The organism is Mycobacterium sp. 663a-19 (genome assembly GCF_035616495.1).
GTDB lineage: Bacteria > Actinomycetota > Actinomycetes > Mycobacteriales > Mycobacteriaceae > Mycobacterium.
On record NZ_JAPJAV010000017.1, the window covers coordinates 1 to 23804 of the forward strand.

The window sequence follows — 23804 nt, forward strand, 5'->3', positions numbered from 1 at the left end:
AACACTGACCTCGATGATCTACCTCTGCCTCGGCGGACTGCAGGTCAAACTACCCACAACAACCTGAGGAGCCGCACTATTGTTCGAATAGGCGTATGCGGTGGACCAACCAGGCCGTCGCGGTCAACGGGCAACCCGTCGACGACGGGGCGCTGCCCGGGCTGCAGCGGATCGGCCTCGTCCGCACCGTGCGCGCGCCGCAGTTCGAGGGCATCACCTTCCACGAGGTGCTGTGCAAGTCCGCACTGAACAAGGTGCCGGACGCGGCGGCGCTGCCGTTCCGCTACACCGTCAACGGCTACCGCGGCTGCTCGCACGCGTGCCGCTACTGTTTCGCGCGGCCCAGCCACGAATACCTGGACTTCGACTGCGGCACCGACTTCGACACCCAGGTGGTGGTCAAGACCAACGTCGCCGAGGTGCTGCGCCGCGAGCTGCGCCGGCCGTCGTGGCGGCGCGAGACCGTCGCGCTGGGCACCAACACCGATCCCTACCAGCGGGCCGAGGGCCGCTACGCGCTGATGCCCGGCATCATCGGCGCCCTCGCCGGATCCGGCACACCGCTGTCGATCCTGACCAAGGGCACGCTGCTGCGCCGCGACCTGCCGCTGATCGCCGATGCGGCCCAACAGGTTCCGGTGTCGGTCGCGGTGTCGCTGGCGGTGGCCGATCCCGAGCTGCACCGCGACGTCGAGCCGGGCACCCCGACACCGCAGGCGCGCCTGGGTCTCATCTCCGCGATCCGCGACGCGGGCCTGGACTGCCATGTGATGGTCGCGCCGGTGCTCCCGCATCTCACCGACTCCGTCGAGCACCTCGACGAGTTACTCGGTCAGATCGCGGCCGCCGGGGCCACCGGCGTGACGGTCTTCGGCCTGCACCTGCGCGGCTCGACTCGTGGCTGGTTCATGTCCTGGCTGGCCCGCTCGCATCCCGAGCTGGTCGGCCGCTATCGCGACCTGTACCGGCGCCGCGCCTACCTGCCGCCGGCCTACCGCGAGACGCTGCGCGAACGGGTCGCGCCGCTGATCGCCAAGCACCGGCTGGCCCCCGATCACCGCCCATTCCCGCGGGCCGCCACGGCCGTGCCGACACCGGAACCCCTTCAGCCGACGCTGTTCTAGGCCGACTTGTCGCCGCGCGGCTTGGTCAGGGTGAACTGGTCGATCACCACGACCGCGCCGAACAGCCCCCGCAACGCGTAGTGCGTCGCCTTGATCGAGGTGTTGCCGCCGGGCCGGCCCGGATCGACATCGAAAGCCACGAAGCCGTAAGGGTTTTCGCGGTCGCGAAACGCCGACCACGGCGCATCCTCTATCACGTAGATTGGCGCCTTGCGCCCGATCCCGGGGTCGAACGCGCCGACCCCGGTCAGCACCCGGCACAGCGGCTGCGGGAAGAACATGCCGTTGGACGGCGCGGAGGTGCCGCCCCCGCCGATGACGAGGTGCACCGTTCCCCGGGTCGCGTCGATGAGCTCCGCACGGGTGTCGACGGGCCGCGGTGTCCGGGTGTCGGTGCCCAGCGTTCCGCGCAGCGGATGCGAGCGTTCGTAGTGGTGCTCGTGGCCGCACAGCACCAGATCGACCTGATACTGGTCGAACAACGGCAGCCACTCCTCGCGGATGCCGAGGTCGGCGCCGTTGGTGCGGTCGGCGGTGGAGATCGCCGTCTGATGCATGCAGACGACCACCCAGTCGATGTCGGGGTCGCGCCGGGCCGCCGCGAGTTCGCCCGCGAGCCAGCGCTTTTGCTCCCCACCCGAGTAACCGTGCACGTAGGAGTTGCCGCCGTCCTGGAAGGCGACGTCGTCGTTGTTGAGGCTGATCACCCGCACCGATCCGGCGGTGAACGAGTACCACAGCCCGCGGACCTCCGGACTCGATCCCGAGTCGGGCACCTGGAAGTACGTTTGATACGCGCCGTAACCGATTGGCCCGTTGCCCAATTCGTTCTCGTGGTTGCCCGCAGCCGGCATCCACGGCCGGTAGCGCGCCGAGCGGGTGTTGTTCTCGAACCAGTCCGACCAGGTGCGGATACGGTCCTGCGCCAGGTTGGCGTAGCACAGGTCGCCGTTGACCAGGTTGAACAGCGGGCCGAGCCGTTCGATCGCCAGCGTGGTGTCGGCGGCCGCGGGCGAGCCGATGTTGTCGGTGCCGTAGTTGCCGTTCGGCAACCGGTGCAGCATCGGAGTGGACTGGTCGCCGAAGCTGGTGAAGCGCAGCGGTTTTCGCCCCACCGGCCCGGTCCGCACCGTTCCGGTTTCCGGCTCGGCGCCGTCGTGCACCGCGGCGTAGACGTAGTCGGTGTCCGGGGTGAGGTTCGTCAGGCGGGCGTGGTTCACGCGAACCTCGGTGTTGGACTTGCCATCCCGATAGGTCCGGGTCTCGGCCGTCACGGTGCGACCGAAACCCGCCCCCGGCGTGCCCAGCATCACGCGCGGATTGCGGACGGCGTCGGTGGTGTGCCACGAGACCACCACCTCGGTGCCGGCGTTCCTGCCGAACTGCAGGTGCAGCCCGACCACCGGCGGTGCGCCGTTGCGGTCCGGCTGCCGCCACACCGCAGGGCCCCGCGGGTGCGACCACAGCAGCGCGGCCCCGCCGACCCCGACGCCGCCGAGGACCGCGGAGGCCGCGGTCGAGGTGAGCAACCGACGGCGGCTGATGCCGGGCCCGGGGTCGTTGCTCATGCAAGCTTCATACCGGAGCCGGGCAACCCGAAGCTAACGGCGTTAGTGGCGGTGTGGTTCGAGCAGCCCGGCCTGGCCGGTGGACGGGGGGTGCGCGGCCAGCCACTCGCGGGTCGCCGCGTGCGACCGCTCGATGAGTGTCGCCGCGTGGGAGAAGTCGGCTCCGGAGGTGGCGATCGGGCACAGCGGCCGGATCACGCGCAGGTCGACCGCCCGCTCGAAGCGCTCGACGTCGACGGCCAGGCGATGGTTGACGGCCAGCGTCATGGCGTGCAGCGCCATGTTCACCGCGGTCTTCGGTGCCGCCGGCAGATCGCACGAGTAGCCGGTCGGCAGCACCCAGACCCGGTCGGCGCCGAGCGCGACGGCGTGGGAAATCGGGGTGTTGTTCACGACGCCGCCGTCCATCAGGTCGCGCCCGTCGACCCGCACCGGTGGGAACACGCCCGGGATGGCGGCGCTGGCGGCGATCGCGTCCACCGCGTTCCCGGAGGACAGCAGGACGTCGGTGCCGGAGATCACGTCGGTCGCCACCACGTGCAGGGGGATCGGCGCATCCTCGAGCCGGGTGAACTCCAGGTTGTCGGCCAGCATGCGTCGCAAGCCGGTGTTGGGAACCAGGTGCGACCGGCGGCCGAGCATGCCCAGCGCCCCGGCGACCGGGTGGGCGGGGAATATGGCCCGCCGCGACAACGACATCCACAGGTCGGCCAGTCCCCTGATCCCGGGGAGGTCGGGCCGCGACGCGATCCACCCGCCGTTGACCGCGCCGACCGACGTGCCGACGACCAGGTCTGGGCGTTCTCCCGCGTCGGCGAGCGCGAGCAGCATGCCCACATGGACCGCACCGAGGCTGGCGCCGCCGGACAACACGAATGCCGTGGGCACAGATGCATCGTAGGGACTTTCGCCGCGGATGCGCGCGTAACGAATCCGGTAGCGTTTTCGATATGACGAACGTGCGATATGTGACCGGCGTGGTCGCCGCGGCAGCGTTTGCGGCAGCAGCGGTGGCCGTCACGCCCGCGACCTCATTTGCGGATCCGCCCGGCCATCAGGTGACCTACACCGTGTCGAGCCCCAACAATCTGACCGCCACGGTCAACTACGTGAATGCCGATCCGCCCAGCCAGGCCGCCTACAACGCGGACCCGTCGAAGTTCATGACCAGCGTCCAGGCCCCGCTCAGCGGTGGAACGCCGGTCACCTACACCGTCACCTTGGCGAACCCGGCCAATGCGAGCGTCAGCGCCAGCGGCATGCTGCATTGGCCGGATTCGGGCAATGGCCCGGCCTCATTCCACTGCGAGGTCGCCGTGGACGGCCAGGTGGTCGCGCAGCAGGACGCGACCACCACCGTCACCTGCCGGCCGCCCGGGTAGGCGCTAGCGCGGCGCGGTCTGGGCGACGACGACGACCTCCGCCCGTTCGTCTCCGACCGCCCGGATCTTGTGGCTGACCGACGCGTCGAAGTAGGCGCTGTCACCGGCGCCGAGCGCGATGGTCTCGTCGCCGTAGTCCAGTTCGACGCGCCCGGCGTGCACGAACACGAACTCCTGACCCGAATGCTCGGGATGCGGATCGTCGGCGCCGCGGCTGGTCGGCCGAACCACGAACGGCGACATGGACTTTCCGAGCAGTGCGGATGCCAGCACCCGGTAACGCTCGCCGTCGGCGCCGCCGGCCGCGCGGTCGACGGTGATCTTCTCCTCGGCCGCCTCGTCGGAGAACAGCCGCCCGACATCGACATCGAGCGCCCGCGCGACCTTCAGGGCTACCGCGATCGACGGTGTGCTCTGCCGGCGTTCGATCTTGGACAGATAGCTTTTAGTCAGCCCGGTCTGCCCGGCGAGTTGGTCCAGGGTGAGGCCGCGTTGTCGGCGGACGGCGCGCAGCAATGCTGTCACTGAGGGTGCCTCCCATGACACAAGGTTTCCAATGGTCTACTATTGTGTCATATGTCCAGTACATTCGCGGATTCGAAGTCCGAGTTGATGCGCCGCGCGCAGGAACGGCTGGCGGCCAACATCGCGGACTCGCAATTGACCACCCGGCAAAAACTGGCGCTGACGTGCCGCGCCCTGTTCGACGCGGGGCACGACTCGGGGCTGGCCGGGCAGATCACCGCCCGTGCCGAGCAGCCCGGGACCTACTACACGCAGCGGCTGGGCCTCGGGTTCGACGAGATCACCGACGCCAACCTGCTGCTGGTCGACGAGGACCTCAACGTGCTCGACGGCGACGGAATGGCGAACCCCGCCAACAGGTTTCACAGCTGGATCTACCGCGCCCGGCCCGACGTGCAGTGCATCGTGCACACCCACGCCTTCCACGTGGCGGCGCTGTCCATGCTGGAGGTTCCGCTGGTGGTCTCGCACATGGACACCACGCCCCTGTACGACGACTGCGCGTTCCTCCCCGAATGGCCGGGCGTGCCCGTCGGCAACGAGGAGGGGGAGATCATCACCGCGGCGCTCGGCGACAAGAAGGCGGTGCTGTTGGCGCATCACGGCCACGTGATCGCCGGCGCCAGCATCGAGGAGGCGTGCTCGTTGGGCGTCCTGATCGAGCGCGCCGCGAAACTGCAACTGGCCGCGATGGCCGCCGGCACGGTCAAGGAACTGCCCGAGCCGCTGGCCCGTGAGGCCCACGACTGGACGCTGCGGCCCGAGCGCAGCCGGGCCAACTTCGCCTACTACGCCCGCCGCGCCCTGGCGTGCCACCCCGACGCGCTGACGAGCTAAGACAAGGAGCCCCGTGCCCGAGATCCACGGCATCATCGCCTACCCGGTGACCCCGTTTTCGGCCGCGAGCGGCCCGAATGGTGTTGACACCAAACGGCTTGGCGCGCTGGTCGACTGGCTCGTGTCCGCCGGCGTGCACGCGATCGCCCCGCTGGGCAGCACCGGCGAGTTGGCCTACCTCGAGGAGCCCGAATTCGACACCGTCGTCGACACCACGATCGGCACGGTCGCCGGCCGGGTGCCCGTCGTCGTGGGCGTGTCGGACGTGACCACCGCCAAGACCATCCGGCGCGCGCAGTACGCGCAGCGCGCCGGCGCGGACGCGGTGATGATCCTGCCGGTGTCCTACTGGAAGCTCAGCGAGCGCGAGATCGTGCAGCACTACCGCAGCATCGGCGACGCCATCGAAATCCCGATCATGGCCTACAACAACCCGGCCACCAGCGGCGTGGACATGCGGCCCGAGCTACTGGTCGACATGTTCGAGACCATCGACAACGTGACCATGGTCAAGGAGTCCACCGGCGACCTGACCCGGATGCAGCGCATCACCGAACTGTCCGGCGGCCGGCTGCCCTTCTACAACGGCAGCAACCCGCTGGTGCTCGACGCGCTGAAGGCCGGGGCCTCCGGATGGTGCACGGCCGCACCGTGTTTGCGGCCGCAACCGTGCATCGAGCTGTACGAGGCGGTGCGCGCGGGCGACCTCGACAAGGCGCAGGCCCTCTACGACGACCTCAAGCCGCTGCTGGAGTTCATCGTCGCGGGCGGGCTGGCCACTACCGTCAAGGCCGGCCTCGACCTGCTCGGTTTCCCGGTCGGCGACCCGCGTGCGCCGCTGCTGCCGCTCGACGACCAAGGGCGCGCCGAGCTGCAACGCCTGCTCGCCTAGCCCAAGTCGGCGGCGTGGAAGGTGTCGCACTGCTTCGGGTCACCGGTCTGGTACCCGACGGTGAACCAATGCTGCCGCTCCGCGGCCGATCCGTGCGTCCAGCTTTCGGGGTTGACCCGCCCGGTTGATTGCCTCTGGATGCGGTCGTCGCCGACCGAGGCGGCGGCCGACAGCGCGTCGGCAATGTCCTGATCGCTCAACGGATTCAGGAATGGGGTGCCGTCCTGCTGCTTGACGGTCGAGGCGTAGTGCGCCCAGATGCCCGCGTAGCAGTCGGCCTGCAACTCGGTGCGCACGCCGCCGCCGCCGGCGCCCTTGGCGCCCTGCTGGGCGCGGCCCAGCACCCCTTGGAGGTTCTGCACATGATGGCCGTACTCGTGGGCGACGACGTATTCCTGCGCGAAAGCCCCGTTGCTGGAATGCAGTTGCCTGACGAGCACATCCTGGAAGAAGGTGGTGTCGAAGTACGCGGTCTGGTCCACCGGGCAGTAGAACGGCCCGACGTCGGTGGTCGCCATTCCGCAACCGGTGCTCACCTGGTCGCTGAACAGCCGCACCCGCGGGCGGGTGTAGCCCTGCAGCAGCTGATGCCACACCGCGTCGACCGAGTTCCCGGTGGCGACCACGCGGCACTGCACGTACTTGTTGGCGTCGGCGCCGGTCTTGCACTGGCTCAGGTCGAACCCGGGCGCCGAGTAGCCGCCGGTGTTCATCTGCTGGGAGTTGAGCACGCGGCCGGGATCGACGCCCAACAGCAGGGCGCCGATCAGGATCAGCAGCCCGACGCCGCCGCCCCCGATGGCCATCCCCATGCCGCCCCCGCCGGACGACGACGCGGTGCTGGTGTCGATCTGCATGCCCTCGTTGAAGGTCATCGCACGCTCCTAGTGTTGCCGGCCTAATGTTGCCGGGTCGCGCCGAACCGGGCGTCGGTATAGCTACGCAGGTTACGCAGGAACCGGCGCAGCGCCAGGTTCAGCAGCGGCCCGACGGCGAACATCGCCAGCCGCGCCGGGCCGGCGGGCTGCTGCGCCATGGTCCACGTCAGCCGGCAGCCGCCCGGGATGGCCTCGACCCGGTAATCCTCGGCGAACGCGGCGACCGACCGTGTCGAGCACTCGTTGAACCGGAATGCCATGTGGGTGAACGGTTCCCACGCGATGAACTCCTCGTCGCCGACGATCCCGCCGCGCATCTCGACGATGCGGGTGGTGCCCACTCCGCGCGGCTCGGGACTGGTCCAGGTCACCTTGGTGATCACCGGGGCCCAGCGCGGCCAGGACTCGGCGTCGGCGAGCACCTCGAACAGCTGCTCGGGCGTGATGGCGAGGTCGACACTGTTGCGGAATCGGAATGGCGCGGTCTCGGCGAAGCCCACGTCCACGCGCTCGCAGGGGTGCATGGCTCGAATCTAACCCGGGCCGTCGCTCGCCGCCGCCAGTAGCGGCACCACGACGTCGCTGATCGGCGTCGGCAGGCCGTGGGCGCGGGCCTTGCGGATGATCACCCCGTTGCGGATGTCCCATTCCAGCCGCCGGTGATTCTCCCGGTCGGCCAGCATCGACGTGCCCATGTCCTCGGGGACGTGACGGAACATCTCGACGAACTCGTCGACCACGCCGTCGGGCAACCGGGCGCCCTCGGCCCGCGCGACGGCCAGGCATTCGGCGACATAGCGGCGCGACAGCGCCGCGACGTCGTCGCGGCGGAACATCCCGGAGCGCCGCCCGGACAGCGCCATGAACCCGGCCAGCGCGTTGACGAGCAGCTTCCGCCAGGCCGCGGTGAGGAAGTCGGGGTCGCAATCCACCCGGCAGCCCGCGCCGCGCAGCAGCTCGGCGACCGTCTCGGCCTCGGGCCCGCTGGGCAGCACCAGCGCGGCCTCCCCGCGCAGCCGCACCCAGCCGTCGGGCTGGGTCTCCGCCGAATACCACACGATGCCGGGGATCACGGGCGACGACGGGCAGTGCGGCTTGACCTGCTCGACCTGCTCGACGCCGTTCTGCAGCACGGCGACGACGGTGTGTTCGTCGCACAGCCGCGCCAGCCAGCCGGCCGCGTCGTCGTTCTGGGTGGCCTTGACCGCCAGGATCACCAGGTCGACGGAGCCGGAGACCTCGCCGGGATCGGTTCGCACCGGGCCGGGCACCACGATGGGATCCCCGCCGTCGGGCCGCAGCTCGATGGCGTCCCTGGGTGTGCGGCCGCACACCAGAACGGAATGCCCGGCCTTGTGCAGCAGGGCGGCGACCGTCGTGCCGACGGCGCCGGGACCGACGAGTGCGATGTTGATGGCGATGGGTCCGAAATTACTAGAGCGCGAGCGCCTGGCGCAGCACCGCGATCGTTTCGGCCTGCTCGCGCTTCGAGATCGCCGCATCCCGGATCAACATCGAGCCGTGGAAAGTGCCTGGGAACAAATGCAATTCGACGGTCACGCCCGCGGCGAGCATGGCCAGCGCGTAGGCGACGCCCTCGTCGCGCAGGGGGTCGAAGTGCATGACCGAAACGTAGGCGGGCGGCAGGCCGGCCAGGTCGGTGGCGCGAGCCGGCGCGGCATAGATCGACACGTCCTCACCGCCGGCGCGGCCGGGGCCCAGGTAGCAGTCCCAGCTGACGATCGCCCGCGGGCGACTCCACAGCGGGGTGTCGGTGAACGCGGTCATGCTCGCGGTGGCCAGGCGGTCGTCGAGTTCGGGCACCGAAAGGAACTGGAAGGCGATGTGCGGGCCGCCGCGGTCGCGGGCCAGCAGCGCCAGCGCGGCGCCCAGGCCACCCCCGGCGCTGGTGCCCTGAATGGCGATGCGCTGCGGGTCGATGCCCAATTCGTCCGCGTGCGCCGCCGTCCAGACCAGCCCGGCGTAGACGTCTTCGAGCCCACCGGGGAACGGGGTTTCCGGTGCGAGCCGGTAGTCGACCGACACCACGACCGCGCCGAGCTCGCGTGCCAGCGTGACGTTGGAGGCGTGTTCGGTGTCGAGATCGCCGGCGATGAACCCGCCCCCGTGGACGTGGTATATCGCCGCCGGAGCACCGGCCCGTTCGGGCCGGTAGATGCGGATCGGCACCGCGGGATCGCCTTCGCGGCCCGGGATTTGGCGGTCCTCGATATGCACCCCGGTGGTGTCCGGCGGCGGGAACTGGGCGATCATCTCCGCCAGCGCCGCCCGGATGGCCAACGGGTCGTTGCCCGGGAGATCGGGCAGGAGGGGAACCACCGCGGCGATTTCCGGGTCGAACGCATAAGTGGTCACGGGCACTCCTGATCCGTCGGCGGCGACGTCGCCCAAGCACTCTAGACTGGGCAGTCGTTCAAATCGGCCAAAGGGGAGTATTTCGTGCTGCGCAGCCACGCCGCTGGTTCGCTACGGGCTCGCGACGCCGGCCAGCAGGTGACGTTGGCCGGTTGGGTGGCCCGCCGCCGCGATCACGGGGGCGTCATCTTCATCGACCTGCGGGACGCGTCCGGTGTCGCGCAGGTGGTGTTCCGCGCCGCCTTGCAGGAAGGGCAGGCGCTGGCCCAGGCGCACCGGCTGCGCGCCGAGTTCTGCATCGCGGTCACCGGGGTGGTCGAGATCCGGCCCGAGGGCAACGCCAACCCGGAGATCGCGACGGGCGAGATCGAGGTCAACGCGAGCTCGCTGACCGTGCTCGGTGAGAGCGCGCCGCTGCCGTTCCAGCTCGACGAGCCCGCCGGCGAGGAGCTGCGGCTGAAATACCGCTACCTCGACCTGCGCCGCGACGGCCCGGCCGCGGCGATTCGGTTGCGCTCCAAGGTGAATGCCGCCGCGCGTGACGTGCTGGCGCGGCATGATTTCGTCGAGATCGAGACCCCGACGATCACCCGCTCGACGCCGGAGGGGGCGCGCGACTTCCTGGTGCCGGCCCGGCTGCACCCGGGTTCGTTCTACGCGCTGCCGCAGAGCCCGCAGCTGTTCAAGCAGTTGCTGATGGTGGCCGGGATGGAGCGCTACTACCAGATCGCCCGCTGCTACCGCGACGAGGACTTCCGCGCCGACCGCCAGCCCGAGTTCACCCAGCTCGACATGGAGATGAGCTTCGTCGACGCCGAGGACATCATCGAGATCTCCGAGGAGATCCTGGCCGCGCTGTGGGAGCTGATCGGCTACAAGCTGCCCACCCCGATCCCGCGGATCACCTACGCCGACGCGATGCGCCGATTCGGCACCGACAAGCCCGACATGCGGTTCGGCCTGGAGCTCGTCGAGTGCACGGAGTTCTTCTCCGACACCACGTTTCGCGTCTTCCAGGCGCCGTACGTGGGCGCGGTGGTGATGCCCGGCGGGGCGTCGCAGCCGCGCCGCACGCTGGACGGCTGGCAGGAGTGGGCCAAGCAGCGCGGGCACCGCGGGCTGGCCTACGTGCTGGTCGGCGACGAGGCTTCCGGGGGCGAGCTGGGCGGCCCGGTGGCCAAGAACCTCAGCGAGCGCGAACGCGACGGCCTGGCCGCGCACGTCGGCGCCAAGCCGGGGGACTGCATCTTCTTCTCGGCGGGCCCGCCGAAATCCTCGCGGGCGCTGCTGGGCGCCGCCCGCGACGAGATCGCCGCCCGGCTCGGCATGATCGACCCGAACGCGTGGGCGTTCGTGTGGGTCGTCGACCCGCCGCTGTTCGAGCCCGTCGACGAGGCGACGGCCGCAGGTGACGTGGCGGTGGGCTCGGGGGCGTGGACCGCGGTGCATCACGCCTTCACCGCGCCCAAGCCGGGGCAGGAGGACGCGCTGGACAGCGATCCCGGCAGCGTGCTGGCCGACGCCTACGACATCGTCTGCAACGGCAACGAGATCGGCGGCGGCTCCATCCGTATCCACCGCCGCGACATCCAGGAACGGGTGTTCGCGGTGATGGGCCTGGACAAGGCCGAGGCCGAGGAGAAGTTCGGATTCCTGTTGGAGGCCTTCACGTTTGGCGCGCCGCCGCACGGCGGGATCGCATTCGGCTGGGACCGGACCATCGCGGTGCTCGCCGGCGCGGACTCGATCCGTGACGTGATCGCCTTCCCGAAGACCGGCGGCGGGGTCGACCCGCTCACCGACGCCCCGGCCCCGATCACCGCCCAGCAGCGCAAGGAGTCCGGAATCGACGTCAAGCCGGGTCAGTGATCGGGTTCGGTGTGCTTGCGCGGCTTATGCTTTCCGGGTCAGCACCGGCGCTTGATTGGGCGGTGCGATCGGCCGGTGGGGGTTCGTGCGGGCCGGCGCGGGGGTGACAACCACTGTGCCGTTGGTGCACGTGACCAGCTTGCCGCCGACGATGACGCCCTGGCCCTCGTCGATCGGGATGTCGTAGCCGTCCGGGTCGGTGTAGTGGCACCCGCCGCTCGGGCCGGTGGGCCCGTTGGGCTCGGCGTACGCGGTGGCCGGGGCCAACGCGACAAAGGCCAGCGCGCCGAACAGCGTGGCGGCGTACCGAAAGCGAGCCCGGGTGGTGTTCTTCATGGTGATCTCCTCAGGTCGTCGCGGCCCGTGTTGGGCTGCGTTCATCGACTAGGAGCAACCGGGAGCGCCAAAATGGACACTTTCCGGAATAGACGCCAAGCCCAAGGGGGTTGACCAGGCATGACCCAAGGGATCCCGGACACCGCCACCATCAACACGTTCAACAACGGAATCGTCGACGAGTTCCGCGCCAACGGCGGAAAGGTCGGCGGCCAATTCGCCAACGCCAACCTGCTGCTGCTCACCACGACGGGCGCCAAGTCCGGCCGGCCCCGAACGTCGCCGCTGGCGTATTTCCGCATCGACGGCAAGCTGATCGTCATCGGGTCGTTCGCCGGCGCCCCCGTCAACCCGGCGTGGGTGCACAACCTGCGGGCCAACCCGCGGGCGCACGTCGAGGTCGGCTCGGAAGCGGGGATAGCCGAGTACGACGTGACCGCGCGCGAGCTGCCGGCGGCCGAGCGCGACGCGCTCTTCGACAAGGTCGCCGCCGCGGCGCCGGGCTTCGCGGAGTACCAGTCGAAGACCACCCGGGTGCTCCCGCTGTTCGAGCTGCAAAGGACCTAGTGCGGCGGGGGGCTAGGCCGAGCGGCGCCGCGCGCGGTCGGGTTGTCATCTGCTGGCGGGATAGTGACCGGAAGTGATTGATACTGCGTGGTGGTTAGTGGTGTCGGCGTGGCGATCAGCGCTGATGTCGGTGGTGGCTGCCAGGATGTGGTCCGTGGCTGGTGGGCGGGTGCTGCGGCGGATCGGGGATCCGGTGGTGGCGAGCGCGCCGACGGGTGTGCGGATCCGGACCCGGATTCATCCCACGACCGGTGAGGCCGAGGCGTTGGCCGCGGTGGGTGGGCTGTTGGGTTCGGTGTATCGCGGTGAGCTGGCCGGGCGGATCCGGTTGGGTCGTTTGGATCCCAAGGCCCAGGCGGTGTGGCGCGCGGAGCGTAAGCGGGCGCTGACGGCAGTGTCGTCGTCGCGGTGGGCGGGAGCGATCACCCGGGCGGTGGAGGATCAGTACCAGTTGGGGCTGCGCGGTTTGGTCGCCCAGGTCGGCGATCTGCGCGCCGCGGTCGAGGTGCTCGAGGCTCGGTGCATGTTGCGTCCCGGCGAACTCGCCCCGGTCGCCGACACCGGCGGTCGATCACGGCGTCGCCGGCGTCGTGGGTATGGCAATGCCGCTGAGCGGTTCGCCAAGACCCGCCGTCTGGCGGTGTTGCGCACCCGGTTGGCCGCCGCTGAGGAGGCGTTGGCGGCGGGTCGCCCGTCGGTCACCGTGGGTGGGAAACGATTGTGGCGCAACCGTAACCACCTTGACGCCGCTGACATGACCGTGCAGCAGTGGCGTGGCAAGTGGGATGCGGCGCGCATGTTGTTGACCGCCGACGGCGAGTCGGGCAAGGCCGGTGGCAATGAGACCATCCGCGTCGACGCCGCGGGCCGGCTGCGCATCAAGGTGCCCGGCGCCCTGGCTGACGAATTGGGCGCCCATCTGGTGATTGCCGTGCCGGTGCGGTTCAGCCACCGCGGCGCCGAATGGGGGGCCCGGATCGCGACGCGACAAGCGGTGCGCTACGACATCAGCTATGACCCCGGTCGTCGGCGTTGGTATTTGGACGCATCGTGGGCCACCAGCCCCGCGCCGATGCCCGAGCTCGACGCCGCGCGGGCCGGGCCGGTGCTGGGTGTGGACCTCAATGCCGATCATCTGGCCGCTTGTGTGCTCGACTCGTCGGGCAATCCGATCGGTGAACCCGTCACCATCGCCGTTGATACCGCGGGGCTCAAAGCATCACGGCGCGACGGGCGGGTCCGTGCTGCGATCAGTATGCTGCTCGACCTGGCCAACCGGCAGAATTGCTCGGCGATCGTGGTGGAAAACCTCGATTTCGCCGACGCGCGCGCTACCGGGCGGGAGACTTTGGGGCGCGCAGGGCGCGGGAAACGATTGCGCCGCACCGTCGCTGGCATGCCCACCGGAAAGTTTCGAAGCCGGCTAACCGGTATGGCCGCGCGCGAGGGGATCGCGATCATCGGGGTGGATGCGGCCTACACCAGCCGCTGGGGTGCCCAGCACTGGCGCACACCCTTACAACAACAGACTTCCGACCCGGCCGTCGTGACCGTCCATCATGGGGCGGCGGTCGCGATCGGGCGACGTGGGCTGGGCTTGGCGATTAGGCGGCGGCCGGCGGGACCCCGCACTCGACAGCGGACGAGTGTGGGCACTTCACCGGGCAGACCTGACCGTCAGCCGGGCACCACATCACGACGGTGCCGTAGTTCCGCCTCACCGCCACGCCCACTACGACAACGAGGCGTGCCGGTCCATCGGACAACACCCACCGCCAGCGGCCAACACCGTTCGGGCCGCACAGGACTCACTCCTGCTCAGTAATCAGGAACGGTAAGTAAGCCTGATGAGCTTCGCGCGGCCGTCCGCTGTGTACACCGCCGCGCTGGCGGGCCTGAAACGAGTGCGCGGCGTGTGGTTCACGCTGCTGCAGACCTCGGTGGCCGCGGGCCTGGCCTGGTACATCACCCACGACCTGCTGTCGCATCCGCAGCCGTTCTTCGCGCCGATCGCCGCCGCGGTGTCGTTGTCGGTCAGCAACGTGCTGCGCGCCCAGCGCGCCATCCAGATGATGATCGGCGTCACCCTGGGCATCGGGGTGGGCACCGCGGTGCAGGGGCTGCTCGGGCCCGGGGCCGTCCCCATCGCGGTCGCAGCGCTGATCGCGCTGCTGGTCGCGGTGTTCATCGGGCAGGGCTACATCGGCCAGGGAATGATGTTCGCCAACCAGACCGTCGTGTCGGCGATCCTGGTGCTGGCCCTGTTCCGCAGCGGCGTCGGCTTCGAGCGCATCTACGACGCGCTGATCGGCGGGGGCCTGGCCATCGTCTTCGCCGTGCTGCTGTTCCCGGCCGACCCGTTGCAGGTGCTGCGCAGCGCGCGCGTCGCGGTGCTGGGGACGCTGCGCGGGGTGCTGTCCCGCAGCGCCGACATCGCCTCCGGCCGCGAAGCCCCCACCGAGGACTGGCCGCTGTCGGCCGTCGACCGGGTGCACGAGCGGCTGGGTGGCCTGGTCCAGGCCCGCACCACCGCCCGCCTCATCGTGCGGACGGCGCCGCGCCGGTGGGGGCCGCGCGACGCCGTGCGGGCCGCCGACCACCAGGGCGTGCATGTGGCCCTGCTCGCCGGCTCGGTGCTGCAGCTGGCGCGCGCCGTCGCGCCCGCCGACGAGGGCCGCCGCGCCGAGCTCCCGCCGGCCGTGCCGGCCGTGCTGGTCGACCTCGCGTCGGCCACGGCGCTCGCCGACTCGGATCCCGCCGGGGCGTGCGCCTACGCGGCCGCCGCGCGCCGTCACGCGTCAACACTGCACGCCGGCGCCCGCGAGCGGACCGAGGTGGTGCTCGCCGACGTCGTCCAGGCCTGCCTGGACGACCTGCAGCGGGTCATCGATCTTCGGCAGTGAGGCTCAGAACGAGCCGGTCAAAAACTCCTGAACCAGCTTCTTGGGCGCCTGTGTCAGCCAGGCCTCGGTGATCAGCTCCTCGAGGCCGCGGACCTCGATCTCGGCCAACCGGACCAGCACCGCCGGATAGCCGTCGAAGTGCGGGGTGGTGAAGTAGATGCCCGGCTCGTCGGCGATCAGCGCGAACTTGACGCCCTCGTCGGAAACCCGGACGCCGAGGATGTCGCCCTCGGGTGGCTGCACGCCGCCGGCCTCCAGCGCTTCGCGGTCGGACGGGCGCAGCGGCCGCTCCCACGCCAGCAATTTCTTGCCGACCCGCCAGTCGTGCGGTGACTGCTCGGAGGTGAGTGGCAGCTCACCAACGATGCGGGCGACGTCGTCCCACGTGGCCACACCTCGATTGTGCTCCGGATATGGTGCGCTTGGTGTCGTATCGGCCGGAGACGTCAGGAGGTGGGCGGTTGTCGTCCGAAGTGCAGGCCCCGGTCACCCGCCGCCATCGGGTCACGCACCGCACCGAGTACCGCTACTCCGACGTGGTGACCAGCTCCTACGGCCGGGGTTTCCTCACGCCGCGGGACTCGCTGCGGCAGCGTTGCGTCGCGCACCGGCTGGACATCGATCCCGCGCCCGCCGACATCTCCACCAGCCCCGACGCCTACGGCAACATCAGCTCCTATTTCCACGTCACCGAGCCGCACCACACCCTGACCATCACCAGCGACTCCATCGTCGATGTGTATCCGCTGGCACCCGAGATCTACACCAGCGGCCCGGCGGTGCGCCCGTGGGAGGAGGCCCGGCCGGCCGGGCCGGGGGGCGCGCTCGCGACCGAGTTCACCCTGGACCTCGATCCGCCCGAGATCACCGGCGAGGTGCGCGAGTACGCGGCGCCCAGCTTCGTGCCGGGGCGTCCGCTGGTCGACGTGCTGCGCGACCTCGCGTCGCGCATCTTCACCGACTTCACCTACCGGTCGGGGTCGACGACGATCTCCACCGGGGTCAAGGAGGTTCTGGCGGCCCGGGAAGGGGTATGCCAAGACTTCGCGAGGCTGGCGATCGCCTGCCTGCGGGCCAATGGTCTGGCGGCGTGTTACGTGTCGGGCTATCTGGCCACCGACCCGCCGCCGGGAAAGGATCGGATGATCGGTATCGACGCCACCCACGCCTGGGCCTCGGTGTGGACGCCGCGGGAGCCCGGCGAGTTCGAATGGCTGGGGCTCGACCCCACCAACGACCAGATGGTCGACCAGCGCTACATCGTGGTGGGGCGGGGCCGCGACTACGCCGACGTGCCGCCGTTGCGCGGCATCATCTACACCAACGCGGAGACCAGCGTGATCGACGTCGCGGTCGACGTGGTGCCGTTCGAAGGCGATGAGCTGGATGCGTGACTTTCACTGCCCCAACTGCGGCCAACGCCTGACGTTCGAGAACTCCACCTGCCTGGCGTGCGGCAGCGCGCTGGGGTTCTCGCTGGACAACATGGCGCTGCTGGTGATCACCACCGGCGAGGAGGGCGACAAGCCCGGCTTCGTCTGCGCCAGCGACTACGAGCTGTGCGCCAATCGTCATCTCGCCGAATGCAATTGGCTGGTCCCGATCAACGGCCCCGGCGGCCTTTGCACGTCGTGCGCGCTGACCCTGGAACGGCCCAACGACAACGACGCCGACGGGCTGGCCGCGTTCGCCCGCGCGGAGGCGGCCAAGCGGCGGCTGGTCGCCGAGCTGTACGAGATGAAGCTGCCGATCGTGGGGCGCGACCGGGATGCCGACTACGGCCTGGGCTTTCGCCTGCTGTCCAGCGCGCACGAGAAGGTGCTGACCGGTCACGACAATGGGGTCATCACAATCGACTTGGCAGAGGGCGACGACGTGCACCGCGAACAGCTGCGAGTCGAGATGGAGGAGCCGTACCGTACCCTGCTCGGCCACTTCCGCCACGAGGTCGGGCACTACTACTTCTACCGGCTGATCACCCCGTCGAGCGACTACCTGGCGCGGTTCAACGAGCTGTTCGGCGATCCCGACGCCGACTATCAGGAGGCGCTGGACCGGCATTACAGCGAGGGCGCGCCGCAGGGTTGGCAGGAAAGCTTCGTGTCGTCGTATGCGACCATGCATGCCGCCGAGGACTGGGCCGAGACGTTCGCCCACTACCTGCACATCCGCGACACCCTGGACACCTGCGCCTGGTGCGGCCTGGCGCCGGCGTCGGCGACCTTCGACCGGCCGGCCTTGGGCCCCAGCGCATTTCGGAACATCATCGAGATGTGGCTGCCGCTGTCGTGGTCGCTGAACATGGTGAACCGGTCGATGGGCCACGACGACCTGTATCCCTTCGTGCTGCCGGCGGCGGTGCTGGAGAAGATGCAGTTCATCCACACCGTGATCGACGAGGTGACCTCGGAGCTGCGCGGCGTTTCGGCATGATCGAGTGTGAATCGTGGGTTTCGAGAGTGCATCCAGGGCGGGAAAATCGCGGGAAGATCCCGCCGTGTGTTCACGCCGAAAGCCGTGAGTTCACACTGAAAGCCGTGAGTTCACACTCGATCTGCGGGCGTGGCTGGCTAGCTGCTCAGGCCGGCATCATCCGCCGCACGTCGCCGCCCCACAGCGGCTGGATGCCAATCGGCAGGGCGAGCTGCGTCTCGGTGATGACCTCGGCCAGATCGCGCAGCGCGGCATGTACCGCGGCGAGCAGGTCGGCCAGCTCGGCGCGACGGCCGTCGGTGATCTCCTCCAGCTCGGCGGGATGCGACCGGCGCAACAGCGTTCCGATCTCGTCGACCATCCGCTCCGGGCGCGACGACCCCGATGACCCGGGCAGGTCCTTGAGGTCGGCGCGCAGCCGCTCCAGCTGGTAGAGCAGCGAGCGCGGGTTTTGCGCGTCGAACAGCATCAGCTCGGTCACCGCGGCGACGCTGACCTTGCCGACCGTGCGGCGCCGGTAGATGACCGAGGACTCGCACGCGACCAGCGTGGACTCGATGATGGTCTGCTCGGCGGCGGCGCCGCGGACCGTGGTCAGCGTGGCCCCCAGCAGCGCCGTCAGCCACAGGCCGCGCTCGATGCGCTTGCCGATGTCCATCATCGTCCAGCCCACGTCGCGCACCATCGACTCGCCGGCGATGCCCGCCAGCGTTAGCATCCCGGCCAGCGTCTGCGAATGCGCCGACGCCAGCGCGGTGTCGGCGCGGGCCAGCGACTGCGGCGGATCGGCCCGGTGCGCCAGCGCGCGCTCCACCCCGGCCAGCACCATCCAGGTGTCGTTGGACAACTGGTCGCGCACCGCCCTGGCGGCCAGCGCCAGCCCCTCCACCGACTGGACCAGAGAGCCCGACCGGTCGGCGTCCACGGTCAGCGACCACAGCGTCGAGGGGGCGATGGCGATCATCTCGGCGTGGTCGTTGTCGGCGCCGGTGTCGGTCCCGGTGATGCGGCCCAGCGCGGCCATCAGCACCGGCACGCATTCGCTTTCCTCGGCGTCCTGCTGGTGTCGGTAGACGTGGAAGCGGTCGCGGGCGACGATCAGCAGCCGGGCCATGTTCTCCGCCCGCTCGCCGTAGCGGCCCATCCAGAACAGGTCGGACAGCACCCGCGGCGAGCTCACCGCCCAGGTGCCCGCGGCGGTCTTCACCGGCGGCTCCACCACCGGTAGCGTGACCGCCTCGGCCCGGGCCCGCTCGGTCGGGCGCACCCAGACGTCTTTTGCCGCAACAGTTTTCAGCGTGTAGGCGGCGGGCCCGGGGGCCAGCACGTAGCCGACGCCGCCGATCATCGGGGCGTAGCCGCTGCGCTGGGCGACGGTGAAAAGCCGCATCCCGATGCCGGCCGACGACAGCGCGCCGGCATGGTCGGTCGGGGCCGACGAGAACTGCGGCAGCTCCTGGCCGACCCACTGCCACGGCATGTCCTCGATCCGGGCGGCCAACTCGGTCAGCTGGGTCGACGAAAGCGTCGGCCCAACAAGGGTTTTCCCGCCGACCGTGGACTTGATCAACAGCGACGACAGGTTGGCCAGCAGATGCGAGCGTTCGGCGGCGATGCCGCCCCAGTAGACCGGCGCGGTGCGCAACAGCGGGGCCTCGCCGAGCAGTCGCTCGGCCAGCTCGGGCAGAAAGCGCAGCAGCCCAGGGCTTTCCAGGATGCCGCTGCCCAGGGTGTTGACCACGGTCACCGTCCCGCGGTGTTGCGCCTCCACCAACCCGACGACGCCCAGCCTGGAATCGGCGCGCAGGTCCAGCGGGTCGGTGTAGACCGCGTCGACCCGGCGCAGCACCACGTCGACCTGCTTGAGCGTGCCCAGCGAGCGCATCCACAGCTTGCCGTCCCGGACCACCAGATCCGCGCTTTCCACCAGCGGAAAGCCAAGCAGCGTGGCCAGATACGCCTGATCGAACGCGGTCTCCGAGTAGATGCCCGGGGACAGCACCACCACCACGGGGTCCTGGGCGACGTCGGGCGCCGCGTCGATCAGCGCCAGCCGCAGCGCCTGCGCGAACGGGGTGGTCGGCCGCGGCGCGATCCGCTCGTAGAGGTCGGGGATCGCGTGGGCGATGACGCGCCGGTCGGCCAGCGCGTAGCCGGCGCCCGACGGGGCCTGCGTCCAGTCGGCGTTGACCTGAAAGCTGCCGTCGCCCAGCCGGCTGACATCGCAGGCGTGCATGAAAAGCTGGTGGCGCCCGGGCACTTCGATGCCGGTGGCGGCGCGCACGTAGCCGGGATGGGCGAACACCAGCTCCGCCGGAAGCGCCCCGTCGGTGAGCAGGCTGCGGGGCCCGTAGAGATCGGCGAGCACGGCGTCCAGCAGGCGCGACCGCTGCACCAGCCCGGCCTCGAGCACCTCCCAATCCGCCGGCGAGAGCACGACGGGCAGCGTGTCCAGGCTCCAGGGCCTGGGCTCCAGGCCGTGCCCGTCGCGGCCGGGATCGACCTCGGTGTAGGTGATGCCGTCGTTGTCGATCAGGCTGCGCACCAGCGAGCGCAGCTGGTTGAGTCCGGCCCGGCCGCGCTCGGCGACGGTGTCGGCCAGCTCGGCCCAGGCCGGGCGCACGTTGCCGTCGTCGTCGACGAATTCGTCGTACCCGACCTGGGGGCCGATCCCCGGGCCGTGGCGCAGGTCGAACAGCGCCTCCTGCGCCCGCGCGGTCTGGTACCCGGCCAGCAGCCGGTCGGCGTCGTAGCGGGCCCCAGTTGTGGGGGTGACCGTCAGGAAATCCGGGGATGCCATTACTGCTGCACGGTACGCACGCGCCGCAGGTCGAGGATGCCCGGCGCGCCGATGTCGGTGGATATCCGGGCCTGCCTTTCCCGAAGGGCGGACAGGTCGAGCCGGCCCGGGGTGAAGCCGGTCGCCTCGAAGCGGCGGGCGCGCCGCGACTCGGCCTCGACGGCGTTGACGGGTGGCTCGTCGTAGGCGCGCCCACCGGGATGGGCGACGTGGTAGGTGCACCCGCCGCGCGACGTCCCGGTGGCGAGGTCGACGAGCTCGAACCGCAGCGGGACGTCGGTGGTGATGGTCGGGTGCAGCGCGCTGGGCGGCTGCCAGGCCTTGAACCGCACCCCGCCGACGTGGATGTCGGGCTTGTCGGTGGCCAGCAGCGGCACCGGATAGCCGTTGCACGTCACCAGATAACGGTCGCGGTCGGCGCCGATGATGCGGATCTGGACGCGTTCGACCGACGAGTCGACGTAGCGGGCGGTGCCCGTCGCGGTGGCCTCCTCGCCGAGGGTGTTCCACGGCTCGATTGCCCCGCGCAGCTCGATCTCCACGCCGTCGAAGACGGCGGTGCCGATGCGCGGGAAGCGGAACTCGGTGAACGGGTCCAGCCAGCTGGTCTCGAAGGCGATGCCGTGCGCGCGCAGGTCGGCGGCGACGTCGGCGATGTCGTGAATCAGGAAGTGCGGCAACAGGTATCGGCCGTGCAGGTTGGCGCCGTGGCGGATCAGCGGCGCGCGCAGCGGCTCGTCCCAGAACCACGCCACCAGCGAGCGCACCAGCAGCGACTGCACCATCGCCATGCGCAGGTGCGGCGGCATCTCGAAGCCGCGCAGCTCCAGCAGGCCGAGCCGGCCGCGGGGGCTGTCGGGGCTGTAGAGCTTGTCGATGCAGAACTCGGCGCGGTGCGTGTTCCCGGTGATGTCGGTCAGCAGGTGGCGCAGCGCGCGGTCGGTCACCCACGGTTTGGGCGCGCCGCCCGCCGAGAGACGCGCGATCTCCGCGAACGCGATCTCGAGCTCGTAGAGCGACTCGTCGCGGCCCTCGTCGACGCGGGGCGCCTGCGACGTGGTGCCGACGAAGCGCCCGGCGAACAGATAGGACAGCGACGGGTGCCGCTGCCAGTAGGTCAGCAGCGAGACCAGCAGGTCGGGGCGGCGCAGCAGCGGCGAGTCCGCGGGCGTGACGCCGCCGAGCGTGATGTGGTTGCCCCCGCCGGTGCCGCCGTGGCTGCCGTCGACGTCGAACGACTCGGTGGCCAGCCGGGCCAGCCGGGCCTGCTCGTAAAGGGTTTCCAGTTGCCGGTGCTGCTCGGCGAAACTGGCCGTCGGCGCGACGTTGACCTCGATGACCCCGGGGTCGGGCGCGATCGTCGTCGAGGCCAGTCGCGGATCCGGCGGCGGCCCGTAGCCCTCGATCACGACGGGGCAGTTGGCCTGCGCGGCCGCGGCCTCGACCCGCGCGATGAGGTCGACGAAGTGCTCCAGCGCCTCGGTGGGCGGCACGAAGACGTGCAGCAGCCCGTCGCGGACCTCGGCGACCATCGCCGTCGGCGGGGCGGAGTCGGGGGCGGTCACCACGGCGTCTGTCGACTCCGTCGACAGAACGCCGTCGACAGCGAGAGGATCGGCGTCGAACGTCGCGCGGGGCGGCGTCCAGCTGATCGAATCCAGCGGCAGCCGCAGGCCCGCCGGCGAGTCGCCCTCGAGCAGCACGATGCGCCCGCGGCGCAGCCGCCAGTCGGCGCTGGCCCAGCCCGAGCCGTCGTCGCGGCGGTGCAGCGGCAGCACGAAAGCGGCCGGGGCGGTGGCGGTTTCGTCGAGGCGCGCCAGCAGCGCGGCGCGGCCGGCGGCGGTGTCGGAGGCAGGGTCGTCGCTCGCGGCCACCGGGTCGCCGTCGGGCAGGCGGACCTTGGCCGCCAGCCGGGCCAGCGGGTCCTCGTAGGCCGCCCGCACCTGGGACAGCGGCAGCCCCAGGCCCTCGGCCACGCCGGCGAGCAGCTTGTAGGCCGCCTCGCCGTCGGCGGCCGCGGCTTTCGGATCGCCGGCCCAGGGGTCAGCCAGCAGCGTCTCGTCGGTCCACAGCGGCCGTCCGTCGGTGCGCCAGTACAGCGCAATCTGCCAGCGTGGCAACGGCTCTCCCGGATACCACCTGCCCTGCCCGCGCTGGATCAGCCCGCCGGGCGCCCACGCCGCCTTCAGCCGGGCGGCCAGCTCGGAGGCCCGCGCGCGCTTGTCCGGGCCGTCGGCGGCCGTCGTCCACTCCTCGTCGGATTTGTTGTCCACCGACACGAAGGTGGGTTCGCCGCCGACGGTCAGCCGCACGTCGCCGGCGGCCAGCCGCTCGTCGACGCGGCGGCCGACCTCACAGATGGCCCGCCAGGCCTCGTCGGTGTAGGGCAGCGTGACGCGCGGGTCCTCGTGCACGCGGGTCACGGTGTTGGAGAACTCCAGCACCGATTCGCAGGGTTCGGTGCCGCCGCTGATGGGCGCCGCGGTGGCGGGATGCGGGGTGGCCGCCAGCGGGATGTGCCCCTCCCCGGCGAACAGGCCCGACGTCGGATCCAGCCCGATCCAGCCCGCGCCGGGGATGTACACCTCGGCCCACGCGTGCAGGTCGGTGAAGTCGGCGGCCGGCCCCGACGGCCCGTCGAGCGCCTCGACGTCGGAGGCCAGCTGCACCAGGTAGCCGGACACGAACCTCGCGGCCAGGCCGAACCGGCGCAGGATCGACACCAGCAGCCACGCCGAGTCGCGGCAGGAGCCGACGCCGCAGCGCAGCGTCGAATCCGGTGTCTGCACACCGGGTTCCATCCGCACGCTGTAGCCGACGTCGGCGTTGATCGCCCGGTTGAGCGCCACCAGGAAGTCGATGGTGCGGGTGCCGTCGGGAACCGAGAAGTTGTCCACCCAGGCCCGCACCAGCTCGCCCGGTCCCGCGCCGTCTTCGTCGACGGGCCGCAGGTACGGCTCGAGGTCCGCGGCCAGCGGTTTGGGGTAGGCCAACCCCCCGGCCGGCCACGTCTCGGCCCAGTCCTCGATGAAGAAGTCGAACGGGTTGATCACCTTCAGGTCGGCGATGAGGCCGACGGTGATGGTCAGCCGGCGCATGGGACTCGGAAACACAAGCCGGGCAAGGAAATTGCCCACCGCGTCCTGTTGCCAGTTGATGAAGTGGTCGGCCGGCTTGACGCGCAGCGAGTAGGCCTCGATGGGCGTGCGGGAGTGCGGCGCCGGGCGCAACCGCACCACGTGCGGATACACCTGCACCGGTCGATCAAAGGTGTAGCTGGTGCGGTGCTCCAGCGCCACTTTGATACCCATAAC

General features: G+C 70.4%; 21 protein-coding genes. 10 read left to right on the top strand and 11 right to left on the bottom strand.

The window, feature by feature from the left end:
• Nucleotides 1–95 precede the first annotated feature (95 nt).
• A complete protein-coding gene (locus OQ968_RS23025; RefSeq protein WP_324681787.1) occupies nt 96–1124 on the top strand; it encodes an Rv2578c family radical SAM protein in 1029 nt (342 codons plus the stop codon).
• Here the strand turns inward: OQ968_RS23025 and OQ968_RS23030 are convergent.
• Nucleotides 1121–2692 (bottom strand): metallophosphoesterase family protein, encoded by a 1572-nt coding sequence (locus tag OQ968_RS23030; RefSeq protein WP_324681788.1) that lies wholly within the window; start codon nt 2690–2692, stop codon nt 1121–1123. The two genes, OQ968_RS23025 and OQ968_RS23030, sit on opposite strands and share 4 nt — an antisense overlap.
• Nucleotides 2693–2734: 42 nt before the next feature.
• Nucleotides 2735–3580, bottom strand: a complete 846-nt coding sequence (locus tag OQ968_RS23035) for a patatin-like phospholipase family protein (RefSeq protein ID WP_324681789.1) — start codon at nt 3578–3580, stop codon at nt 2735–2737.
• A 62-nt stretch (nt 3581–3642) separates the two neighbouring features.
• Between OQ968_RS23035 and OQ968_RS23040 the strand changes: the two genes are divergently transcribed.
• Entirely contained in the window at nt 3643–4074 is a 432-nt protein-coding gene (locus OQ968_RS23040) for a hypothetical protein (RefSeq protein WP_324681791.1), read from the top strand.
• Nucleotides 4075–4077: 3 nt separating this feature from the next.
• Here OQ968_RS23040 and OQ968_RS23045 read toward each other — a convergent pair whose 3' ends face one another.
• On the bottom strand, nt 4078–4599 hold the full coding sequence (locus OQ968_RS23045; protein WP_324681792.1) for an XRE family transcriptional regulator: 522 nt from the start codon (nt 4597–4599) through the stop codon (nt 4078–4080).
• 51 nt (nt 4600–4650) lie between these two features.
• Between OQ968_RS23045 and OQ968_RS23050 the strand changes: the two genes are divergently transcribed.
• Together OQ968_RS23050 and OQ968_RS23055 are read left to right on the top strand one after the other, a co-directional pair.
• Complete coding sequence (locus OQ968_RS23050) at nt 4651–5436, top strand: aldolase (RefSeq protein WP_324681794.1); 786 nt, start codon at nt 4651–4653, stop codon at nt 5434–5436.
• Nucleotides 5437–5449: 13 nt separating this feature from the next.
• Complete coding sequence (locus tag OQ968_RS23055; RefSeq protein ID WP_324681795.1) at nt 5450–6328, top strand: dihydrodipicolinate synthase family protein; 879 nt, start codon at nt 5450–5452, stop codon at nt 6326–6328.
• Here the strand turns inward: OQ968_RS23055 and OQ968_RS23060 are convergent.
• From OQ968_RS23060 to OQ968_RS23075, 4 genes are read right to left on the bottom strand one after another with little or no spacing between them, the layout of a single operon-like run.
• Nucleotides 6325–7203 carry a neutral zinc metallopeptidase gene (locus tag OQ968_RS23060; RefSeq protein WP_324681796.1) on the bottom strand — a complete coding sequence of 293 codons (879 nt, stop codon included), beginning with the start codon at nt 7201–7203 and terminating at the stop codon, nt 6325–6327. The genes OQ968_RS23055 and OQ968_RS23060 overlap by 4 nt on opposite strands.
• Nucleotides 7204–7226: 23 nt before the next feature.
• The gene (locus OQ968_RS23065; RefSeq protein ID WP_324681797.1) at nt 7227–7730 is read right to left on the bottom strand and encodes an SRPBCC family protein; all 504 of its coding nucleotides are present in this window, start codon (nt 7728–7730) and stop codon (nt 7227–7229) included.
• 9 nt (nt 7731–7739) lie between these two features.
• On the bottom strand, nt 7740–8627 hold the full coding sequence (locus tag OQ968_RS23070) for an oxidoreductase (protein WP_324681904.1): 888 nt from the start codon (nt 8625–8627) through the stop codon (nt 7740–7742).
• Nucleotides 8628–8640: 13 nt separating this feature from the next.
• Nucleotides 8641–9582 carry an alpha/beta hydrolase gene (locus OQ968_RS23075; protein ID WP_324681798.1) on the bottom strand — a complete coding sequence of 314 codons (942 nt, stop codon included), beginning with the start codon at nt 9580–9582 and terminating at the stop codon, nt 8641–8643.
• Nucleotides 9583–9666: 84 nt separating this feature from the next.
• Here OQ968_RS23075 and aspS point away from each other — a divergent pair, with 84 nt between their 5' ends.
• Entirely contained in the window at nt 9667–11451 is a 1785-nt protein-coding gene (gene aspS / locus OQ968_RS23080) for an aspartate--tRNA ligase (RefSeq protein ID WP_324681799.1), read from the top strand.
• Nucleotides 11452–11475: 24 nt separating this feature from the next.
• Here the strand turns inward: aspS and OQ968_RS23085 are convergent, their stop codons facing one another.
• Complete coding sequence (locus OQ968_RS23085; RefSeq protein WP_324681800.1) at nt 11476–11787, bottom strand: hypothetical protein; 312 nt, start codon at nt 11785–11787, stop codon at nt 11476–11478.
• 120 nt (nt 11788–11907) lie between these two features.
• On the opposite strand from OQ968_RS23085, the gene OQ968_RS23090 reads away from it, so the two are divergent.
• The 3 genes from OQ968_RS23090 (at nt 11908) to OQ968_RS23100 (ending at nt 15257) form a co-directional block, all read left to right on the top strand.
• Nucleotides 11908–12354: a nitroreductase family deazaflavin-dependent oxidoreductase gene (locus OQ968_RS23090; protein WP_324681801.1), complete on the top strand. Its 447-nt coding sequence runs from the start codon at nt 11908–11910 to the stop codon at nt 12352–12354.
• A gap of 154 nt (nt 12355–12508) precedes the next feature.
• Complete coding sequence (locus tag OQ968_RS23095) at nt 12509–14179, top strand: hypothetical protein (protein WP_324681804.1); 1671 nt, start codon at nt 12509–12511, stop codon at nt 14177–14179.
• A 22-nt stretch (nt 14180–14201) separates the two neighbouring features.
• The gene (locus OQ968_RS23100) at nt 14202–15257 is read left to right on the top strand and encodes an FUSC family protein (RefSeq protein WP_324681805.1); all 1056 of its coding nucleotides are present in this window, start codon (nt 14202–14204) and stop codon (nt 15255–15257) included.
• Between the two features lie 3 nt (nt 15258–15260).
• Here OQ968_RS23100 and OQ968_RS23105 read toward each other — a convergent pair whose 3' ends face one another.
• Nucleotides 15261–15650 (bottom strand): MmcQ/YjbR family DNA-binding protein, encoded by a 390-nt coding sequence (locus OQ968_RS23105; protein ID WP_324681807.1) that lies wholly within the window; start codon nt 15648–15650, stop codon nt 15261–15263.
• Nucleotides 15651–15670: 20 nt separating this feature from the next.
• On the opposite strand from OQ968_RS23105, the gene OQ968_RS23110 reads away from it, so the two are divergent.
• The gene (locus tag OQ968_RS23110) at nt 15671–16651 is read left to right on the top strand and encodes a transglutaminase family protein (RefSeq protein WP_420715990.1); all 981 of its coding nucleotides are present in this window, start codon (nt 15671–15673) and stop codon (nt 16649–16651) included.
• Complete coding sequence (locus OQ968_RS23115; protein WP_324681811.1) at nt 16644–17690, top strand: putative zinc-binding metallopeptidase; 1047 nt, start codon at nt 16644–16646, stop codon at nt 17688–17690. The genes OQ968_RS23110 and OQ968_RS23115 overlap by 8 nt, the downstream gene beginning before the upstream one ends.
• A 145-nt stretch (nt 17691–17835) precedes the next feature.
• On the opposite strand, the gene OQ968_RS23120 is transcribed toward OQ968_RS23115, so the two are convergent.
• Nucleotides 17836–20490 carry a circularly permuted type 2 ATP-grasp protein gene (locus OQ968_RS23120; protein ID WP_324681813.1) on the bottom strand — a complete coding sequence of 885 codons (2655 nt, stop codon included), beginning with the start codon at nt 20488–20490 and terminating at the stop codon, nt 17836–17838.
• Nucleotides 20490–23801: a DUF2126 domain-containing protein gene (locus OQ968_RS23125; RefSeq protein WP_324681815.1), complete on the bottom strand. Its 3312-nt coding sequence runs from the start codon at nt 23799–23801 to the stop codon at nt 20490–20492. Before OQ968_RS23125 ends, OQ968_RS23120 begins: the two co-directional genes overlap by 1 nt.
• Nucleotides 23802–23804 lie beyond the last annotated feature (3 nt).

What these genes read in the sequence shown, in the direction of transcription:
- OQ968_RS23110 (WP_420715990.1), top strand. Translation starts at nt 15,671, where the DNA reads ATGGTGCGCTTGGTGTCGTATCGGCCGGAGACGTCAGGAGGTGGGCGG.
- OQ968_RS23030 (WP_324681788.1), bottom strand. Translation starts at nt 2,692, where the DNA reads ATGAGCAACGACCCCGGGCCCGGCATCAGCCGCCGTCGGTTGCTCACC.
- OQ968_RS23065 (WP_324681797.1), bottom strand. Translation starts at nt 7,730, where the DNA reads ATGCACCCCTGCGAGCGCGTGGACGTGGGCTTCGCCGAGACCGCGCCA.
- OQ968_RS23060 (WP_324681796.1), bottom strand. Translation starts at nt 7,203, where the DNA reads ATGACCTTCAACGAGGGCATGCAGATCGACACCAGCACCGCGTCGTCG.
- OQ968_RS23040 (WP_324681791.1), top strand. Translation starts at nt 3,643, where the DNA reads ATGACGAACGTGCGATATGTGACCGGCGTGGTCGCCGCGGCAGCGTTT.
- OQ968_RS23100 (WP_324681805.1), top strand. Translation starts at nt 14,202, where the DNA reads ATGAGCTTCGCGCGGCCGTCCGCTGTGTACACCGCCGCGCTGGCGGGC.
- OQ968_RS23125 (WP_324681815.1), bottom strand. Translation starts at nt 23,801, where the DNA reads ATGGGTATCAAAGTGGCGCTGGAGCACCGCACCAGCTACACCTTTGAT.
- OQ968_RS23115 (WP_324681811.1), top strand. Translation starts at nt 16,644, where the DNA reads ATGCGTGACTTTCACTGCCCCAACTGCGGCCAACGCCTGACGTTCGAG.
- OQ968_RS23025 (WP_324681787.1), top strand. Translation starts at nt 96, where the DNA reads ATGCGGTGGACCAACCAGGCCGTCGCGGTCAACGGGCAACCCGTCGAC.
- OQ968_RS23085 (WP_324681800.1), bottom strand. Translation starts at nt 11,787, where the DNA reads ATGAAGAACACCACCCGGGCTCGCTTTCGGTACGCCGCCACGCTGTTC.
- OQ968_RS23120 (WP_324681813.1), bottom strand. Translation starts at nt 20,490, where the DNA reads ATGGCATCCCCGGATTTCCTGACGGTCACCCCCACAACTGGGGCCCGC.
- OQ968_RS23090 (WP_324681801.1), top strand. Translation starts at nt 11,908, where the DNA reads ATGACCCAAGGGATCCCGGACACCGCCACCATCAACACGTTCAACAAC.
- OQ968_RS23050 (WP_324681794.1), top strand. Translation starts at nt 4,651, where the DNA reads ATGTCCAGTACATTCGCGGATTCGAAGTCCGAGTTGATGCGCCGCGCG.